Source organism: Methanobacterium sp. (genome assembly GCA_039666455.1).
Classification (GTDB): Archaea; Methanobacteriota; Methanobacteria; order Methanobacteriales; family Methanobacteriaceae; genus Methanobacterium_D.
In genome coordinates this window covers 37,135-54,516 of record JAVSLW010000004.1, presented here as the reverse complement: position 1 = coordinate 54,516, position 17,382 = coordinate 37,135, and the positions used below count along the sequence as shown (strand labels likewise).

20 protein-coding genes and 1 pseudogene are annotated in these 17,382 nt (G+C 34.9%); 15 read left to right on the top strand and 6 right to left on the bottom strand.

The annotated features are described in order from the left end of the window. The first annotated feature begins 10 nt into the window (after positions 1-10). Positions 11-1,177, top strand: coding sequence for a cysteine desulfurase family protein (locus tag PQ963_00995; protein MEN4028248.1), 1,167 nt, complete (start codon positions 11-13; stop codon positions 1,175-1,177). On the opposite strand, the gene PQ963_00990 is transcribed toward PQ963_00995, so the two are convergent. Then, complete coding sequence (locus PQ963_00990) at positions 1,174-1,572, bottom strand: pyridoxamine 5'-phosphate oxidase family protein (protein ID MEN4028247.1); 399 nt, start codon at positions 1,570-1,572, stop codon at positions 1,174-1,176. The two genes, PQ963_00995 and PQ963_00990, sit on opposite strands and share 4 nt — an antisense overlap. 204 nt (positions 1,573-1,776) lie before the next feature. Here PQ963_00990 and PQ963_00985 point away from each other — a divergent pair, with 204 nt between their 5' ends. Beyond that, the gene (locus tag PQ963_00985) at positions 1,777-2,052 is read left to right on the top strand and encodes a ubiquitin-like small modifier protein 1 (protein MEN4028246.1); all 276 of its coding nucleotides are present in this window, start codon (positions 1,777-1,779) and stop codon (positions 2,050-2,052) included. A 53-nt stretch (positions 2,053-2,105) separates the two neighbouring features. On the opposite strand, the gene PQ963_00980 is transcribed toward PQ963_00985, so the two are convergent. Further along, entirely contained in the window at positions 2,106-2,330 is a 225-nt protein-coding gene (locus PQ963_00980; GenBank protein MEN4028245.1) for a CRISPR-associated endoribonuclease Cas6, read from the bottom strand. 280 nt (positions 2,331-2,610) lie between these two features. Here PQ963_00980 and PQ963_00975 point away from each other — a divergent pair, with 280 nt between their 5' ends. From PQ963_00975 to PQ963_00945, 7 genes are all read left to right on the top strand, one after another. Further along, positions 2,611-2,781 (top strand): hypothetical protein, encoded by a 171-nt coding sequence (locus PQ963_00975; GenBank protein MEN4028244.1) that lies wholly within the window; start codon positions 2,611-2,613, stop codon positions 2,779-2,781. A gap of 115 nt (positions 2,782-2,896) precedes the next feature. Then, entirely contained in the window at positions 2,897-3,178 is a 282-nt protein-coding gene (locus PQ963_00970) for a glutaredoxin family protein (protein MEN4028243.1), read from the top strand. Further along, on the top strand, positions 3,175-3,675 hold the full coding sequence (locus tag PQ963_00965) for a ferredoxin-thioredoxin reductase catalytic domain-containing protein (protein ID MEN4028242.1): 501 nt from the start codon (positions 3,175-3,177) through the stop codon (positions 3,673-3,675). The genes PQ963_00970 and PQ963_00965 overlap by 4 nt, the downstream gene beginning before the upstream one ends. 24 nt (positions 3,676-3,699) lie before the next feature. After that, the gene (locus tag PQ963_00960) at positions 3,700-4,638 is read left to right on the top strand and encodes a hypothetical protein (GenBank protein MEN4028241.1); all 939 of its coding nucleotides are present in this window, start codon (positions 3,700-3,702) and stop codon (positions 4,636-4,638) included. Continuing rightward, positions 4,635-6,401, top strand: a complete 1,767-nt coding sequence (locus tag PQ963_00955) for an ATP-dependent DNA ligase (GenBank protein ID MEN4028240.1) — start codon at positions 4,635-4,637, stop codon at positions 6,399-6,401. Before PQ963_00960 ends, PQ963_00955 begins: the two co-directional genes overlap by 4 nt. 175 nt (positions 6,402-6,576) lie before the next feature. Further along, positions 6,577-6,855, top strand: coding sequence for an ATP cone domain-containing protein (locus PQ963_00950; protein ID MEN4028239.1), 279 nt, complete (start codon positions 6,577-6,579; stop codon positions 6,853-6,855). 59 nt (positions 6,856-6,914) lie between these two features. After that, entirely contained in the window at positions 6,915-7,643 is a 729-nt protein-coding gene (locus PQ963_00945) for a DUF72 domain-containing protein (GenBank protein MEN4028238.1), read from the top strand. A 10-nt stretch (positions 7,644-7,653) separates the two neighbouring features. Here PQ963_00945 and PQ963_00940 read toward each other — a convergent pair whose 3' ends face one another. Then, positions 7,654-8,994, bottom strand: a complete 1,341-nt coding sequence (locus PQ963_00940; protein ID MEN4028237.1) for a uracil-DNA glycosylase family protein — start codon at positions 8,992-8,994, stop codon at positions 7,654-7,656. A 181-nt stretch (positions 8,995-9,175) separates the two neighbouring features. Here PQ963_00940 and PQ963_00935 point away from each other — a divergent pair, with 181 nt between their 5' ends. Continuing rightward, complete coding sequence (locus PQ963_00935; protein ID MEN4028236.1) at positions 9,176-10,834, top strand: ATP-dependent DNA ligase; 1,659 nt, start codon at positions 9,176-9,178, stop codon at positions 10,832-10,834. 154 nt (positions 10,835-10,988) lie between these two features. After that, positions 10,989-11,375: a DNA-binding protein gene (locus tag PQ963_00930; protein MEN4028235.1), complete on the top strand. Its 387-nt coding sequence runs from the start codon at positions 10,989-10,991 to the stop codon at positions 11,373-11,375. A 6-nt stretch (positions 11,376-11,381) separates the two neighbouring features. Here PQ963_00930 and PQ963_00925 read toward each other — a convergent pair. Next, positions 11,382-12,394, bottom strand: a pseudogene (locus tag PQ963_00925) (UPF0104 family protein). Then, complete coding sequence (locus PQ963_00920) at positions 12,385-13,086, bottom strand: glycosyltransferase family 2 protein (GenBank protein ID MEN4028234.1); 702 nt, start codon at positions 13,084-13,086, stop codon at positions 12,385-12,387. Before PQ963_00920 ends, PQ963_00925 begins: the two are co-directional and overlap by 10 nt. Positions 13,087-13,353: 267 nt before the next feature. Here PQ963_00920 and glmM point away from each other — a divergent pair, with 267 nt between their 5' ends. The 3 genes from glmM (at position 13,354) to PQ963_00905 (ending at position 16,489) form a co-directional block, all read left to right on the top strand. Beyond that, positions 13,354-14,703, top strand: coding sequence for a phosphoglucosamine mutase (gene glmM / locus PQ963_00915; protein ID MEN4028233.1), 1,350 nt, complete (start codon positions 13,354-13,356; stop codon positions 14,701-14,703). A gap of 101 nt (positions 14,704-14,804) precedes the next feature. Next, a complete protein-coding gene (locus PQ963_00910) occupies positions 14,805-15,845 on the top strand; it encodes a DUF1786 family protein (protein ID MEN4028232.1) in 1,041 nt (346 codons plus the stop codon). Further along, on the top strand, positions 15,842-16,489 hold the full coding sequence (locus PQ963_00905; protein ID MEN4028231.1) for a PHP domain-containing protein: 648 nt from the start codon (positions 15,842-15,844) through the stop codon (positions 16,487-16,489). Before PQ963_00910 ends, PQ963_00905 begins: the two co-directional genes overlap by 4 nt. Here the strand turns inward: PQ963_00905 and PQ963_00900 are convergent. After that, positions 16,486-16,722, bottom strand: coding sequence for a hypothetical protein (locus tag PQ963_00900; protein MEN4028230.1), 237 nt, complete (start codon positions 16,720-16,722; stop codon positions 16,486-16,488). The two genes, PQ963_00905 and PQ963_00900, sit on opposite strands and share 4 nt — an antisense overlap. Positions 16,723-16,904: 182 nt before the next feature. Between PQ963_00900 and PQ963_00895 the strand changes: the two genes are divergently transcribed. Next, positions 16,905-17,351: a universal stress protein gene (locus PQ963_00895; protein ID MEN4028229.1), complete on the top strand. Its 447-nt coding sequence runs from the start codon at positions 16,905-16,907 to the stop codon at positions 17,349-17,351. Positions 17,352-17,382: the final 31 nt, after the last annotated feature.

Genomic DNA, 17,382 nt, shown 5'->3' with positions numbered 1-17,382 from the left:
TGGCAGGCTCATGAACAGTAAATACATTTATCTTGACAACTCATCAGCTACAAGACTTGACGAGAAGGTCTTAGAAGCAATGAAGCCCTATTTTTTTGATATTTATGCTGTTGCAACTTCTGATTTTGGATATTCTTTAGGTGTAGAAGCAAGAGAAGCATTAGAAAAAAGCAGAGAAAGCATTGCCAGTTCCCTGGGAGCATTACCGGGCGAATTTATTTTCACATCAGGAAGTGCAGAATCAAATAATATGGCATTAAAAGGAGTAGCACTTGCCCTTGGAAATAAAAAAGGTAAACATATAATAGTGTCTAAAATTGAAGACTTCCCGGTTTTAAACAGTGCTAAATCTCTGGAAAATCAGGGTTTTAAGGTAACGTATCTTGATGTTGATGAGTATGGGCTTGTAGATCCTGAGGTTTTAAGGGATGGTATCAGCGATGAAACTATTTTAGTTTCTATTCAGCATGCAAATCAAGAAATAGGAACTATACAGGATATTGAAACCATTGGAAAGATTTGCAAAGAAAAAGGAGTTGTATTTCATACCGATGCTACCCATACATTCAAAAGAGTACCCCTTGATGTGAATAAAGTACATGTGGATCTGATCTCTGTATCAGCACATACCATACACGGCCCTAACGGCGTAGGCGGCATTTACATCCGTAAAGGTACGCCCATCAAAAAATGGCTCGACGGTGGTTTTCAGGAATTCAACCTGCGCGGAGGAGTTGAAAATGTCCCTGGAGCAGTTGGTTTTGCTAAAGCTGTTGAATTAGTGACTGATAAAGAAAATAGACGGCTTCAAAAGATTCGTGACTACCTGATCAGTAGAATTTTAGAAGAAGTGCCTCAGACAGTTTTAAATGGACACAGGTTTAAAAGAATCCCACAAAATGTTAATATTACATTTGAATATGTTGAAGGCGAATCCATCACGCTGCATCTTGATATGAGAGGATTTGCAGTAAGTACAGGTTCGTCCTGTTTCAGCAGAACTTTAGAAGCAAGTCATGTTATAATGGCAGCAAATAATGATTCTGAAAGGGCGCATGGATCCATCAGATTTACCTTTGGACGCTTTAACACCATTGATGATGCTCGTAAAGTTGCAGAAGCTGTAAGCAGTGTTGTGGAAAATTTAAGAAAGATAAGTCCTCTTGGAAAAAATTAATCTACTTTTGATCCAGCATCAGGGCCTGGTTTAACTGAATAAATTTCTTCCACTTTAAGTAAAATCGCTGCTTTTGCTGGAAGCTTGCTCATCACGCTTCTTGCCCAATCTACAGCTTCATCAAAGGCTTTACCTGAAGTATGGATTTCAACTGTACCTTTAAACTGGTAAGGGCATGCAGTAGCGTCCCTTGGCACTAAACTTGCTTTAGGATTACTTTCAAGATTTTCACGTGTCTTTTTCATGTAATTATCCACGATCATAATTGTTTTTTCATCTACTGGCCTTGCAAATCCAATTGGAACAACATTAGGCACTCCATCTTTAGTTGCAGTTGCAAGAAATACAACATTATCTTTTTCAACTGCATCCATCATTTCCTGAGTCATTATCATTTAATATCACCATTAATATTATAACGACTGTGAATATATAATACTTTTGCAAACCATTTCCTTGAAAAATCAAATAGTTAAATTTATAACACAATTATAACAATAGTTATTTGGAGAGCAAATTAAGTTATTATAAACTGTTAATTCAAATAAAAATAAATCATTATTAATAAATATTTTTAAAATTAAATGTGGTGATGTATTATGGTTGAAATTAAATTTTTAGCACGTTTTAGAGATATTGCAGGGGAAAGATCCGTAAATATTGAATACAACGGAAATATCTCAGATTTAATGGATATTCTCACTGAAAAATATGGAAATGAATTTAAAGATGCTCTATTTGACAGGGAAGGAAATATAAGAGATTATATGAAGATACTCGTAAATGGTGAAGATGTAGGGACCAACGGTGGATTGGAGACAGAAGTTGGAGATGAAGACGAAGTTGTAATCTTCCAGACTATTGCTGGAGGATAATTTTCCAGTAAATACATGCGAATTGTTTTTAAAATAAAATAACAATTTCCATACTATTCAGTCAATTTTAAAGCAGAATAATCCTCTCCATAATAAGCATTGTACTTTTTAAGAGCATTTTCCTTAACTCTTTCCAGGAAAAATGAAAAATCACCATTATTTTTGAGAGAATAATATTTATTGTCCCGATTATTTTCAAATAAAACAATAGGCGTACTTGTAATGAATCTTCTATAGGAAAAGTCGTCCTCACCTTTGAATTTTAGTAATAATCTCATTTTGAAACCATGGATCTATTCTATAACATTCATTTTAATTTCATGTTCATGTTTAATATTATAATATATATACTTTTCCTTAACTCAATGAAATTTCTTCAAGATTTTTATTTTATCCAATTATTCTCATTTTTTAGCCAAAAAAGTCATTTTAACCCAATATTTATGAAAAATACTCTTTTAAAAATGACTTATTAAATAAATTCTTCACATGAAAAATCAGACCCATAACTGAAAAAATAAATACTAAAATATACAAAAAAATATTACAGTGGTTTTTATGAGGTCCAGATTAAACATGCAGAAAACAGATGGATACTCATCTGACTTGTGCCCAAACTGCGGATATAATGGCTTAATAAAAATAGAGGAATATAGCTATCCAACAGGCTGGTTAGAAGTGTATGAATGTCCAGGATGTGGATCCATAATCGAGAAAATAATAGAATAAAGTCTATTTTAGTTATTTTTAGATGAAATTCTATTTGGAGAGGTTTCTGATTTTTTCATAATCAGTTATTAGTATATCCTGTTACAAATTATTAATACCAGAATAAGGAGTGATCATGGTGAAAATGGAACATGTTGAAGGAAAAAAGAAAGGAGACGTTGTTCTTTTTGCTTTAAGCACATGTGTATGGTGTAAAAAAACCAGAATGTTTCTTGAAGAACTGCAAATTGATTTTAAGTATATTTATGTTGATCTTTTAACTGGTGATGAGAAATCAGAAGTTATAAATGAAATTAAAAAGTGGAACTCTCAAATTTCATTCCCAACTGTAGTGATTAACAATAAAGACGTTATTGTAGGATTTAAAAAGGATGAATTGAAGGAGAAGCTCCTATGAGTATTGGAAACAGGGAACTGGATAAATTCTACCAGAAAGTGAAAAAAGACGTTGAAGCGTCTGGATATCACCTGAATCCTGATACTGAATTTACTAAAGAACTTTTAAATGGTATTTTAATCAATGACAAACGGTACGGCTATGGGGCCTGCCCCTGCAGGCTTGCATCAGGAAATAAAGAAGAAGACCTGGACATAATCTGTCCATGTGATTACAGAGACCCTGATTTAAATGAATACAGCACATGCTACTGCGGCCTCTATGTATCTGGAGATATTCTGGAGGGTAAAAAAGAATTAATGTCCATTCCTGAAAGGAGACCTTCACCCCCCGAACGTGAACAGGCAAAAAAAGAACATGTAGGAAGAACAGTTTTTTCTCTGGAGTTTCCTGTATTCAGGTGCATTGTCTGTGGCTATTTATGTGCAAGAGAAGAACCTCCGGAAATATGCCCAATATGTAAAGTAAGTAAGGAACGTTTTAAAAGGTTTATGTAACTTAAAGCATTCGGGCTGATTTTAATGCCGACGCTTTTAAACTTTGCCAGAAAAAATATTGACAAATTGATAACTCCTTTTGGAGAAATTGACGTTCTGCTGATTTATGCAGTTGCAGCTACAAAATTGAAGAAATATTTAAAGGATAAAGAAATTGCAGGCAAAATATGGATGTCCCGGGGTAAAATAGGATTTTTAATTAAAAGAGGGTCCAGATTAGAACCATTATACGTGGATGAACTTATTGAAGCTGTGGATATTGACTTTTTAAAGCTTAGATCAAAAAGATCATTGAAAGATGCAAAAAAAGACCTTGACCCCATCCAGAACAAAGTTTGGCAATATTTTCTACCCAGAAAACTTGCAGATTTCTTTTACGCCACCAACAATGAAGGTCCAGGTAAAGACATAGAACGCATATTCTTTGATATAGACCGGGTGGAAGGGATTTCTGCAGAAGAGGCACAGGAAGCAACACGATTATTTGTTGAAGCTATAAAAGAAGACAAAGAATTTGAAGAAATTATGGGAAATGTTGAGCCTTCAATAAGCTGGACCGGCAATTCATTCCATGTTTTCTTCTTTTTAGATGAAAATAAGCCCAGTTCATTCTATGAAGAATATTTCAGGTATTCAAAGCATGATCCTGAACGTAATTTTACCGGCAGGTGGGCTAAAAAGGTTGATGAGCAGGTGGAATTTAAAGTAATGGGAGGTCATGAAAGACATGGTGATTCAATTAACATAGACCCCTCACAGACTCCTTCAGGTAAATTAAGCCGTGTTCCATTAGGTTCACTGCACATGAAAGATGCAAAGACCGTCGACGGTGTATCGGTACCTTTAAAAGAAAAAATGCTTTATGATGAAGATTTAGCAAAAAAGCTCCTGAACTGTAAAGTAGAAGACATTATTAAAAATTTAGACCATTTTTCAAAGAATTTACCTGATAGGTTCAGGTGATTGGAATTAAATTTGAAGAATTTGCTAAGGATCTGGAAAAAATTGAAAAAACAGGTTCTCAAAATGATATGGCTGAAATTCTGGCTGCTCTTTTTAAAAAATCAGGACTTCAAGAAATAGATAAAGTCTGTTATATGCTGCTTGGAAGAATTGCACCTGAATATGAGAATATTGTCCCTGGTTTAAGCGAAAAAACAGTCCAGTCTGCAATATCACTTGCAGGCAACATCTCTAAAAGTGAAGTTGAAAGAAAAACCCGTGATATAGGTGATATGGGAGAGGTTGCTGTTCGAATGGTTAAACCCAGAACCAACCCATTTAAAGATTATTTTGATGTAAATGAAGAATTATCTGTTAGTGATGTATTTGAAGGTTTTAGAAAAATCGCTGCATCAGGTGGAATGGGGTCTAAGGAAATTAAAACAAAAACTCTGGCTTCCATGCTCATTGAAGCAGACGAAAAAGGCAAAAAATACATTGCAAGACTTGCCACAGGCGCTATGAGGCTCGGTGCAGGAGATATGACTCTTCTTAATGCTTTATCTGTCTCCTTTTTTGGTTCAAAAGAGAAAAAAACAGAACTTGAACATGCATACAATATAAGCTCAGACATTGGACTGGTGGCCCGAGTTTTGAAAGAAAGTGGTTTAGAAGGAATAAAAAATATAAAAATTACATTATTTCGGCCCATAAAAGCCATGTTAGCCCAAAGAGTTTCGTCATTTGAAGAAATATGCCAGAAAATAAAGTCTCACTATATTTCAGCCGAAGAAAAGTTTGATGGTGAGAGAATCCAGGCACATAAATCTGGTGGTGATGTGAAACTTTTCTCCCGCAGACTGACCGATGTTACCAGACAATTCCCCGACTTGACTGAAAGCATTAAAAAATACGTTGAAGCAGAAGAAGCAATTTTAGATGGGGAAGTAATGGTATATGACTTTGAAAATAATGTATTTGGATCTTTCCAGACGTTAATGCAGAGAAGAAGAAAATATAAAGTTGATGAGTATCAAAAAACCATTCCAGTTAGATATATTCTTTTTGATATTCTTTATGCTGATGGAAAATCTTACCTGCATAAAAGCTACCCTGAAAGACGGAATAAACTTGAAAAAACAGTGGATGAGTCCAAACATATCACTTTAGCCCATCGAAAAATAAGTTCCAGTCTTGAGGATATAGATGAGTTCTTTTATGAATGTTTAAAAAATAATCTGGAAGGTATTGTATGTAAATCATGCGCCAAAGACTCTTTTTATCATGCAGGTGGAAGGGACTATTCCTGGATTAAATGGAAAAAAGAATACATATCCAAACTCAGAGATACTCTTGATTTAGTTATTTTAGGCGCTTATTCAGGGCGAGGGCGGCGTAGTGGTACTTACGGGGCGGTTTTATGCTCTGCTTATAATCCTGATGAGGATATATTCCAGACTGTCTGCAAACTGGGAACCGGATTTTCTGATGAAGAAATAACAGAAATGCCTCAAAAACTCGCTGATACTCGAGTAGATGTAAAACCGGCGAGGGCAGTTGTTTCTCGCGAAATATGGCCTGATTTCTGGTTCGCTCCCCAGTATGTGGTTGAAGTTCTTGGATCTGAAATTACCAGAAGTCCTGTTCACACCTGTAACTGGGACAGCACCAAAAAGCAGGGACTGGCTTTAAGATTCCCTCGATTTATCAGATGGCGCAGCGAAAAGTCCCCTGAAGAGGCCACTACTACAGATGAAATTCTACAGATGTACAGAGGAATTTAAGTATATCCTGCTTATAAGATAATTCACGTCTTTAAATTTAATTTAAAAATAAAAGCGCTTTTGATAACCTGTTTTTAATGCTTTTTTTGAACCAGTGCAAACCCTTTTATATTATTAATAGTCATATTAGTAATACTAAATTAAAAAATACAAATGTCAGTTTGGAGGTAAATATATGACAGATGTTATAAAAAGTACTGGAAAAAAAGAGCCATTTAGACCTGAAAAAATAAGAAGATCAATAGAAAATGCTATTACAGACGCTGGTTTCACTGTTGCATCCAAAATGAAAGCTATAGAACATGCTTCAGAAGATGCAATGAACCTTGCAAGAGGTAGAAGTGAAGTAAGCTCTAAAGAACTTAGAAATGAGATATTAAATGATTTAGAAAGTGATGTACCCGAAGCAGCTCAGGCATGGAGAAACTTCGAAAAGCAGCGTGGGATGAAGTGAAGATAATCCCATTTAAATTTTTTAAGCCCTCTATTTTTAGCTAATAATCAATTCAGGACATGAAATCCAATTATTTTTTAGGCTGTTCTGGCTGGTACTACAAAGACTGGAAAGGACGATTTTATCCAGAAAGATTAGATGAATCCAAATGGCTTGAGTATTATTCCAGGCATTTTAACACTGTAGAAATAAACAACACTTTTTATCGCTTTCCAAACGAAAAAATAGTTAAAGGATGGTATAACAGAACACCGGAAGATTTTAAAATTACATTAAAGGTAAATCAGCTTATAACCCATAGAAAAAGGTTTAAAGACACCCAAAGCGCAATAAACCGGTTTTATAATCTTGCAGATATTCTTGAAGATAAATTAGGGTGTATATTATTTCAATTTCCTCCAAATATACTTAAAAATATTGCTTTTTTAAAAAATGCGATCAAACAGTTTGATCCTGTTAAGAATAATATTGTAGAGTTTCGACATCCAGGCTGGTTTGACAGCGAAGTTTATAGCCTGCTAAGTGACTTTGAAATAGGATTTTGTTCAGTTTCCTCTCCTGAGCTTCCAGAAGATATTATAACAACTTCAGATACAGTCTATATGAGATTTCATGGAATAGGGTCTGAAAAGTACCGTTATTTTTATTCTAAGGAAGAATTAAAAGGGTGGGCAGATAAAATAAGAAAATTAGATGTAGAAGATGTTTTTTGCTATTTTAACAATGATTACAATGCAAATGCCCCCCAAAACTGCATAATGTTAAAAGAAATACTGGAAAATCTTTAATATCAAAGAGTTATAAGTCAATTTCTTTTTTTAAAGTCATCATGTCCTCTTTTAATTGAGGAAGGAGTTTGCGTGAATATAAAGCCGCTGCAGGATGGAATAAAGCCATGTATTTTCTACCATTTAATTTATAAGTATTTCCATGAATCTTTTTAATGTTCTTTTCACCAATTAGGGCATAAATAGCACTGTTTCCAAGTAATCCCACTATATCTGGATTTATTAACCCAATCTGCTTTTTTAAAAAAAGATCAATACAGGTTGTATATTCCAGTTTTCGGGGCTTTCTGTTAGCTTCAGGCCTGCATTTCACTATGGATGTGATAAATACCTCAGACCGATCAATGCCTGCTTTCTGGAGTATTTCGCTTAATAATTTACCGGCCATCCCCACAAAAGGTTTTCCCTTCTCATCCTCGTTTTTTCCGGGTGCTTCACCTATAAGCATGATTTTTGCATCTTCTGGGCCTTCACCGAAAACCACTCTGGTCCTGTTTTCGTGGAGAGGACATTCTGTGCAAGTACTTGCAATTTCGCATAACTTTTCAAGTTTCATGTAGCTTATTATCTCTTTTTGGCATTCAGGACAAAAATAAGAAGTTCTACCTGCAATTTTAATGGTCTTTAACTTCATATTTGAATCAGGGCATTTACCATTTTTTATCCGGTGAGGAATTAAATAAGAATCAGGAAATTTTTGGCCATGTATTTGCATATCTACCGATGTATTAAGCACTTTCTTCATTATATTGAATATTTCTGTGATTTTATCATCATTTAAAACATGGAATGGGGTTTTAGGATGAACATGAGCATGATAAAGTATTTCATCAGAGTAAATATTACCAACACCAGCCATTATGTGCTGATTCATTAAAGCAGATTTGGAAGCGCCTCTTCGTTTTTTGTACAAATTTTTGAAAGTTTTTATATCAATGGTCAAAGCATCCGGTCCTAATTTCTTCCCTTTGATGAAATCCAAGATTTTGGAAGTTAAATAAATCTTTCCAAACTTCCTTTGATCATTGAATGCAAGGTGACTTTCATCTTCAAAATTAAAGATAATCCTGCTATATAGAGGATTTCCACCACTATTTTTGAAATATTTAAAAGTGCCAGTCATTCCAAAATGGAAAACAATCCATGAATCATTATCTAAAAGCACGAACAGGTATTTACCATGCCTTTGAGCACGCTTGAAACTGCTGCCTTCCAAATTCTCCTTTAAAATATTAACATCAATATTTTGCAGGAGTTCCGGACTTTTTACATCTACTTCTTCAATTTTTTTATTAAAAGAAGTAGCTTCAAGATATCTTCTAAAGGACTCTACTTCAGGTAATTCCGGCATTTAAATCCTCATCCAGCAATTTATTTAAATTTATTTAATTATATTCTATGTCCTGATTTAAAAATTTTTTAACCCCAAAAACAATAATTAAATTTAGGAGTAACATTCTATCTATAATATCTGGAGATTGTTTTAATTATAATATTGACGCTGTGATAAAATGCAGGATTTTAAATGCGAAATGAAGTACCAGGAACTTGTAGATGTTTATGAAGCACTGACCTCCACCACTAAAAGGCTTGAAAAAACAGGCATACTTGCAGAATTTTTAAAGGAAACTGACCCCAAAATACTCCCTATTGTCACCTTATTATCATTAGGAAAGGTATTTCCTGCATGGAGCGAAAAAGAAATGGGTATAGGTCTGAAACTACTTATGAAAGCCATTTCACTGGTTGTGGGTGTGAGTCTGGAAGCTGTTGAAGACAGTGTCAGGGACAAAGGAGATATAGGCCTTGCTTCAGAGCATCTTTTCGCTAACCGGTTACAGACAACACTTTTTACAAGGCCGCTGACTATAACCAAAGTTTACAGCAACATGATAAAGATAGCAGATGTATCTGGAAAAAATGCAGTTTCAAAAAAATTAAGGATCCTCATTGAACTTTTAACATCTGCTTCACCAAAAGAAGCAAAATACATTTCAAGAACTGTTGTTGAAGAGCTTCGGGTGGGAATTGGTGAAGGAACACTGAAAGATTCCATTTCAGAAGCGTTTGATGTGGATAAAGACCTCGTTGAAAGAGCTTTAATGCTTACAAACGATCCAGGACTTGTTGTGGGAGTTGCTAAAAAGGAAGGAGGGGAAGGACTTAAAAAACTTAATTTAAAGCCTGGAAAACCTGTTAAACCCATGCTTGCACAGCTTTCGCCAAATATTACCACCTCCATTGAAGAAATGGGTTCTGCCATTTGTGAAACAAAATATGATGGTTTCAGAGTTCAAATACATAGAAACGGAGATGATATTAAGGTATTCACCCGTAGACTTGACAATATCAAAGATGCTGTTCCTGAAATTGTTGAATACATAGAAAAATGCCTTCCAGAAGAAGATTTCATTGTTGAAGGAGAAATAATTGCCACAAGAGACGGTGCTCCTATTTCATTTCAGTACATTCTCCAGAGAGTTCGGAGGAAGTACGAAATTGAGAGATTAAAAAAAGAGGTGCCTCTAATCCTGTATTTATTTGATGTTCTCTACTATAAAAAATCATTGATTGACACTCCTTTTGGTGAGAGAAGACGCGTACTTGAGGAAATTTCCAAAGCTAAGCCTTCTAAAATTGAACTCAGTAATCAGGTTTTTGTTACCCCTGAAAATATTAACGACGCTTTAGAACTTTTTGAAACTTCAATTAAAATAGGTCATGAAGGAATAATGATAAAAGACCCAAAAGCACCTTACATACCAGGGATAAGGGGCAAAAAAATGCTTAAATTTAAAGCAGAGCCTGAAACACTTGATCTTGTTGTTGTAGGCGGGACCTACGGCAGGGGAAGAAGAGCCAATCTTATAGGATCGTATCTTATGGCTGCACAGGATGAAAATGGAAATCTAAAAACAATAGCCCATACAGCCACCGGACTGGATGATGCCACACTTCTTGAGCTTTCAAACAGAGTGGAAAGTCTTATGGTAGAAAAAAGAGGGAGAAAAATTAAGGCAACGCCTGAAATCGTGCTTGAAGTTGCCTTCAGCGAAATTGTTAAAAGTCCAGAATATGAAAGCGGTTATTCCCTTAGATTTCCTGTTGTAAAGCGGATAAGGGAAGATCTGAGCCTGGAGGATATTGATACTGTGGATCGTGTTGAATCCATATTTAAGACAAGGAATTAGATATTTAACCTTTTATTTACAGTGCTTCGGTTAGATATAACTCACTAAAAAATACTATTTTTAGTTTATACTCACTAATAATCCTTATTTTCTAAAAAAACCGGTGATTTTAAATATCAGAATAAAAAATACTAAAATAAAGGAAGTATTTTTTATGCATGATAAGTATGTTTTTCAAATTGCACTTGTAACTACTGTTTTTGGTTTAGCAGGGATGATATTTTTCTCTGGTGAAATAGTACCCCGGGAATTTAAGATTGAAGATATAAATAAAAATCATGTGGGGGAGGATTTAGCTATTCATGGACTGGTACGCACAGTAGAAAATCCCGGTAATCTGTACATTTTATCAGTGATCGACGGGACTGGAGAGATAAAGGTAGTTATTTTTGGTTCACTTGCTGACGAATTCCGTAGAGAAGGAACTGATCCACGAAATTTTGAAAATAGACGTGTTAAAATTGTTGGAAATGTTAAGGAATATAGGGGAAGTGCACAATTAATAGTTGAAAATACCAGATCCATAAAAATTGTGTATTAAACACTCCTATTTATCTTTGGTAGCAGTAATTCCCAGAGTATATTCTTTAACCTCATTAAGTATGTCACGTGCATAGTATGAAGAAAATATAACTCCAAGAGCACTTACAGCCCAAAATGAAACCATTCTATCTGCTAAAGCTATACTTCCAGCCAATGCCTCTGGGACACCGAACAACAAAAATAGACCTGTTAAAGATATTTCAATTGATCCTATTCCTCCTGGAAGCGCAGAAACCACCCCTACAAAGTTTGCAAGCAGAAATATTATAACAACTGTTGCAAAATCTATCTGTGCATTAAAAGCATGGAAAACAACGTATAATCTTAAACACTCTAAAAGCCATGATAAAACTGCTAAAAAAGTACTACAAAAAGATTTTTTCCTGTAGTAAACGAGCTGGTGTGTGAAGTCATTCCCCTGATACCGTCCTTAAATTTAAAGTACATGCCTTCCACAAATTTTTCATTAACCGGAAGCCTGCATAAAAAAGGGTGGATCTTTTCATAAATTAGTATTCCTGCATTTTCTCTCCAGTTTATAAAATAAATCAATGTTAAAATTGCTAAAGATAAAAACGCCCCTGTAATCGACAAATATCGCACATTTTCTATCCATATAGATGCCATAACAAGCAAAATTCCTACAATAAGGAGATCAAAGAATCTTTCAGTTAGCCCTGCTGATAATCCCTCATGTAATGTTATTCTGTTGATATTTTTACCTGCAACAGCGCTCATCACTTCTCCAGCACTTCTCATAGGAGAGAAATTCCCTGCAAAAAGGCCTATCGTTTTTACTATGAAATTATTCTTAAACTCGTATGGTTTATCTATTATAAACCCCCATCTAAGAGACCTTACAGCCACAGCAAGGAAATGGATTATAAGTGCAGCTAAAAGCCACTTCCAGTCAGCATTTTTAAAGGCATTTATTATGTTAACCGGATCTATCCATAATATAAGTAAAAATATCAATGATAAACTGATGATAAAAACATAATACCTTTTCAAAGCCATCCCCTTAAATTACTGGCTTTTTTAAGCCAAGTTTTTTTGCAAAGAAGCACTACAATAAAAAAGGCGTATTTTAAAATGTTCATTTTGGTTATATGGGATTTTTCAAGGCTGTATCTACTGGATACAGCCACTTCCTTTAACCTGACTTTGTTTTCAGCGGCCTTATAAATCATTTCTGATTCATAAATATAATCATCGTATTTTATATCTAAAAAAAATTTTACACACCCTTTTGATAACGCCCGGAAGCCGCTTTGACTATCGGTAATCTCGTATCCAGTTGCATATTTAATAAGCTTTGTTGTAACCTTATTGGATACCTTTCTTGTAAGGGGCATGTTTTCAGGATTGCCCTTTATGAATCTTGACCCGATAATAAGACCATATTCTCCAGTAAAAGAAAAAAATAAAGGTATATCTGCTGGATCATGCTGTCCATCTCCATCTATCAAAACAAAAGAATTATAACCATCTTTTAAAGCTTTGGTTAGCCCTGATTTTATAGCTGCCCCTTTACCCTTATTTTTTCCGTGTTTTATTACTTCAGCACCTGCTTTTTTGGCCTGATTATATGTATCGTCAGTTGAGCCGTCATCAACTACAATAACGTCTGAATATTGTATTGAACGATTTACAACATCTCCTATGGCGTTTTCTTCGTTGTATGCTGGAATTATTGTGACAGATTTCATTTTATAAATTCCTTAATCTGAACCAGGACATCTTTAAAAGGATAATCAATCTTATTAATCCCTTTTATTTAAATCTTTTTATGATAATAATTAAAAAGTGTCTGGAAAAGCACACCTGAACCTCTTTTATTGAAATTTACCAAATTTTTAAGTATTGACTTTAAACAATGACTAATATCTGGAATCGTAAAAAGTTAATATTGAAAACATTAAAAAAAGTATAGTCAATGCTTTTGATATTTAATTAACCCAAGGACGGTGAAACTTATGAAAAGATTATTTGGAACATTTGGAGTTAGAAGATTGGCCAATACAGAACTAACGCCAGAATTTGCATCAAAAATTGCTGCTTCCTATGGATCACTTGTAAAGGGCAAAGTTGCAGTTGGAGGAGATACCCGAACTTCCACAGAAATGATAAAGCACGCTGTAATATCCGGATTATTATCTTCAGGATGTGATGTGGTGGATCTTGGATTTTTACCCACTCCTGCCCTTCAGTACGCAGTTAGAAACTACTATGATGCTGGAATTATTATTACAGCTTCCCATAACCCTGCAGAATACAATGGATTAAAGCTGGTTGATTTTGATGGAATAGGAACTCCAGATGAAACAGAATTAAAGATAGAAGAAATGTTCTTTAATGATGCTCCTGATAGAGTATCATGGGATGAGATTGGAGAGTTAGAGAAAAATTCCAGCATACTTGAAGAATACATCCAGGAAGTTATAAAGCGGGTTGATGCAGATACAATTGGAAATGCAAAATTAAAGGTGATTGTTGACTGTGGAAGTGGAGCAGCCTGTTTTACAACACCTTACATCTTGAGGGAGCTTGGCTGTGAAGTTATTACCATGAACTGTCAGCCCGATGGATTTTTCCCAGGTAGAGACCCTGAACCTACAGAACCGAATCTTAAAGAATTAATCGAAGTTGTAAAGGCAACAGGTGCAGATGTGGGGCTTGCCCATGACGGGGATGCGGATCGTACTATCTGTATTGATGAGAATGGAAATTTTGTTTTTGGAGATAAATCATTTGCACTTGTAGAAAAATACATGCTTAAGGAAAATAAAGGCGGTTTAATCGTTACCACAGTTGCAACATCAACTGCAATTTATGATATAGCAAATGAATATAACGGCGAAGTTATAGCAACAAAGGTTGGAGATTTAGTAGTTGCAAGAAAATTAAAAGATAAAAAAGGCCTTTTCGGCGGCGAAGAAAATGGTGGTTTAATATTCCCTGATTTTGTCTATGGAAGGGACGCTGCACTTTCAGCAGCAAAGATTGTTGAAATAATTGCAAAATCAGGGAAACCTCTCTCCAGGCTTGTAGAGGAATTGCCTGTTTATTATTCTGAAAAAATGAAAATAAAGTGTCCTGAGGAGCTTAAACAGGTTGTAATGCAGAAAATTGCAGAAGAAACCAGGGAATTTAAAGTTGATACCACAGACGGTGTTAAAATAATTAAAGAAGAAGGATGGGTTATAATAAGGCCTTCTGGAACAGAACCAATATTTAGATGCTTTGCAGAGGCTAAAACAAAAGAGGAAGCAAAAACAATGGTAGAATGGGGCGTAAATCTTATTAAAAAGCATTTATCTGAATAAACACTCTTTTTTTATGATGCCCGTAGGAGGAAAATGTGACGATCAAATTTCAAACTATCCAGTTTAGATGATTTATAAAATATGAAATCAAATATAGTAACATGAAGATTTTAGCTATTGATGTAGGTTCTGGTACCCAGGATATCATGCTTTATAATACAGACGAGTCCATTGAAAATTCTCCAAAGCTGGTGATGCCCTCCCCCACAAAGATAATTGCAGACAGAATAAGTAAATTTGAGGGAGATTTATTTATAAAAGGGGAAACTATGGGTGGAGGTCCCATAAATAAAGCAGTAAAAGATCATTTGGACCAGGGAAACAAAGTCTTCATGACTGAAAATGCTGCAAGAACAATAAGGGATGATCTAAATTTTGTAAGGTCTTTAGGAATTGAAATAGTGTCTCCCTGGAAAATAGAAAAATATAAAAATTTAACTGAAATTGAGCTTAAAGATGTGGATCTGGATGCAATAGGTGGATCTTTATCTAAATTTGATGTTGATCCTCATTTCGACTTTTTAGGGGTAGCAGTCCAGGATCATGGGTTTATGGAAGGTATGGGAGATAGAAATTTTAGATTCATGAAGATCAGGGAAAAATTAGATGTTCCCAAAAGGCCAGAAGAATTTGCATACTTTGGCAGTGCTCCAGATTATTTTACAAGAATTAATGCTGTATTTAGAGCATTTAAAGAATATAACACTGCAGTAATGGATTCAAAGTTCGCATCTATTTGTGGTGCAACATGTGACAGAGATGTAAAAGGTCTTAAAAAATTTATAGCTATGGACATTGGAAACGGACACTCTCTGGCAGCAGCTTTTGATAATGGAAAAATTGTAGGAGTATTTGAACACCATACCCGCAAAATGACTCCTGATAAGATAGAAATGTTTGTAGGGAAACTTGCAGACGGGTCTATAACTCATGAGGAAGTGCATGAAGATCATGGGCACGGAGCATGGTCTTTAAAGCCGATAGATGATTTTGAGGCCATAGTTGCGACGGGCCCCCGCCGAAAAGTACTGGAGAAAACTGATTTTAATGTGCATTATGCAGCTCCCGCAGGAGACGTGATGATGACAGGTCCAGTAGGACTTATTAAAGCTATTAAGTCAAATATACGGGGTTTTAAATGATTATAGATCCTCATGTTCACAGCAGATATTCTAATGATTCCAGAATGACTCCAAAGGAGATTGTTAAAAGATCAAGAAAGATAGGTCTTGATGCAGTTGCAATAGCAGATCATAATTCAATTAAAGGTTCAATAGAAGGTATTAAAGAAGCTAAGGGACTGGAAGATTTTCTTATTATTCCTGCAATGGAAATAAGTACTTTAAAAGGCCACATTGTTGCACTGGGGATTCAAGAAGAAATTCCATCCAGAATATCTCCAGAAGAAACAATTGACAGGATAAGAGAACAGGGAGGAATAGCTGTTATTCCACATCCTTTTGTGCGTTACAGAGAAGGACTATGCGATTACGTTAAAACACTGGATGTAGATGCCATAGAAACATTAAATTCACGATATATCCTGGGTTATTCTAACTGGAAAGCCAAAAAGCTTGCAGAAAAAAGAGGGATACCTCAAATTGGAGCAAGTGATGCACATTTTCCCGGAGCTATAGGAAGCTGTGTAACTGAATTAGAAGCTGATTTTTCTGTTTGTAGCATAATTCGGGGTATTTTATCAGGTAAAACCTGTGTATTTGGCGATAGAACACCCCTACCTTTAATATTAAAGGAAGTTCTGAATAAAAAGATTAAAAGAATTTAACTTCTTTTTAAATCCCTGTACATATTTTTAAGTTCATTTAAACAATTCCTGCAAAATCCAGCGCCTTTTATATCAGTTTCCACTATGCTATTACTGAAATGCATCACACATAAATGATTTTCACAGTGCGGAATCCCAAAAGTATGTCCCATTTCATGAACAGCCTCTTTTAAGACTCTTTTTAAAAATTCCTGTTGAATAATATTGATTTCTGGATGAATTGTAAGATTCATCAGGTATATTTAGGATATCTTTTGATATATGGCATTTAATACTGAATATTTCCTCTAAAGACTCTTTTAGAATAAAAAGAACTTCATTTACTATCTTTCCAACGGGCTGTATGAGAATTTCCATAATATTATTTATTCCCGGTTGTACATAATAATTAAGAATTTAATTTCCGGAGATAATTATGAGCGAAAAAATATTGTTAGCCACAGATAATTCTAAACAGGCAGAAAAAGCAGGAGAACAAGCTATTTCGATGGTAGGTTTAAATGGTGCCGATATCATTGTTTTATATGTGATTGATGCCTCTTATTTAGATGCATTACCACAGCAGGATCTAAGAAAACAATTATATGAACAATTAAAAAAAGAAGGAAAAGGAGCAGTCGAAAAATTTAAAAAAAAGATAGAAGAAGCACAATGTGTAGGCGAGTGTAAAAATGTCAATCTTAGAACCATGATTAGAGAAGGTAAACCTGCAGATATCATACTTAAAATTGCTGAAGAAGAAAGCGTAGATCAGATAGTGATTGGAAAATCTGGTAAACATGGAATAGAACAATTCCTGCTTGGAAGTACAGCTGATCGAGTGGTGAGGAAATCAAAAGTCCCTGTTAATGTGGTTTCTTAAAAAATAAGCAGAATTTAAGGTGGAAGAATTA

Bases quoted from the DNA above. Each gene is read 5' to 3' on its own strand.
- PQ963_00980 (MEN4028245.1), bottom strand. From the start codon at position 2,330: ATGAGATTATTACTAAAATTCAAAGGTGAGGACGACTTTTCCTATAGA.
- PQ963_00895 (MEN4028229.1), top strand. From the start codon at position 16,905: ATGAGCGAAAAAATATTGTTAGCCACAGATAATTCTAAACAGGCAGAA.
- PQ963_00930 (MEN4028235.1), top strand. From the start codon at position 10,989: ATGCATGATAAGTATGTTTTTCAAATTGCACTTGTAACTACTGTTTTT.
- PQ963_00965 (MEN4028242.1), top strand. From the start codon at position 3,175: ATGAGTATTGGAAACAGGGAACTGGATAAATTCTACCAGAAAGTGAAA.
- PQ963_00995 (MEN4028248.1), top strand. From the start codon at position 11: ATGAACAGTAAATACATTTATCTTGACAACTCATCAGCTACAAGACTT.
- PQ963_00990 (MEN4028247.1), bottom strand. From the start codon at position 1,572: ATGATAATGACTCAGGAAATGATGGATGCAGTTGAAAAAGATAATGTT.
- PQ963_00975 (MEN4028244.1), top strand. From the start codon at position 2,611: ATGAGGTCCAGATTAAACATGCAGAAAACAGATGGATACTCATCTGAC.
- PQ963_00950 (MEN4028239.1), top strand. From the start codon at position 6,577: ATGACAGATGTTATAAAAAGTACTGGAAAAAAAGAGCCATTTAGACCT.
- PQ963_00920 (MEN4028234.1), bottom strand. From the start codon at position 13,086: ATGAAATCTGTCACAATAATTCCAGCATACAACGAAGAAAACGCCATA.
- glmM (MEN4028233.1), top strand. From the start codon at position 13,354: ATGAAAAGATTATTTGGAACATTTGGAGTTAGAAGATTGGCCAATACA.
- PQ963_00970 (MEN4028243.1), top strand. From the start codon at position 2,897: ATGGTGAAAATGGAACATGTTGAAGGAAAAAAGAAAGGAGACGTTGTT.
- PQ963_00985 (MEN4028246.1), top strand. From the start codon at position 1,777: ATGGTTGAAATTAAATTTTTAGCACGTTTTAGAGATATTGCAGGGGAA.
- PQ963_00905 (MEN4028231.1), top strand. From the start codon at position 15,842: ATGATTATAGATCCTCATGTTCACAGCAGATATTCTAATGATTCCAGA.
- PQ963_00940 (MEN4028237.1), bottom strand. From the start codon at position 8,994: ATGCCGGAATTACCTGAAGTAGAGTCCTTTAGAAGATATCTTGAAGCT.
- PQ963_00900 (MEN4028230.1), bottom strand. From the start codon at position 16,722: ATGAATCTTACAATTCATCCAGAAATCAATATTATTCAACAGGAATTT.
- PQ963_00935 (MEN4028236.1), top strand. From the start codon at position 9,176: ATGAAGTACCAGGAACTTGTAGATGTTTATGAAGCACTGACCTCCACC.
- PQ963_00910 (MEN4028232.1), top strand. From the start codon at position 14,805: ATGAAGATTTTAGCTATTGATGTAGGTTCTGGTACCCAGGATATCATG.
- PQ963_00960 (MEN4028241.1), top strand. From the start codon at position 3,700: ATGCCGACGCTTTTAAACTTTGCCAGAAAAAATATTGACAAATTGATA.
- PQ963_00945 (MEN4028238.1), top strand. From the start codon at position 6,915: ATGAAATCCAATTATTTTTTAGGCTGTTCTGGCTGGTACTACAAAGAC.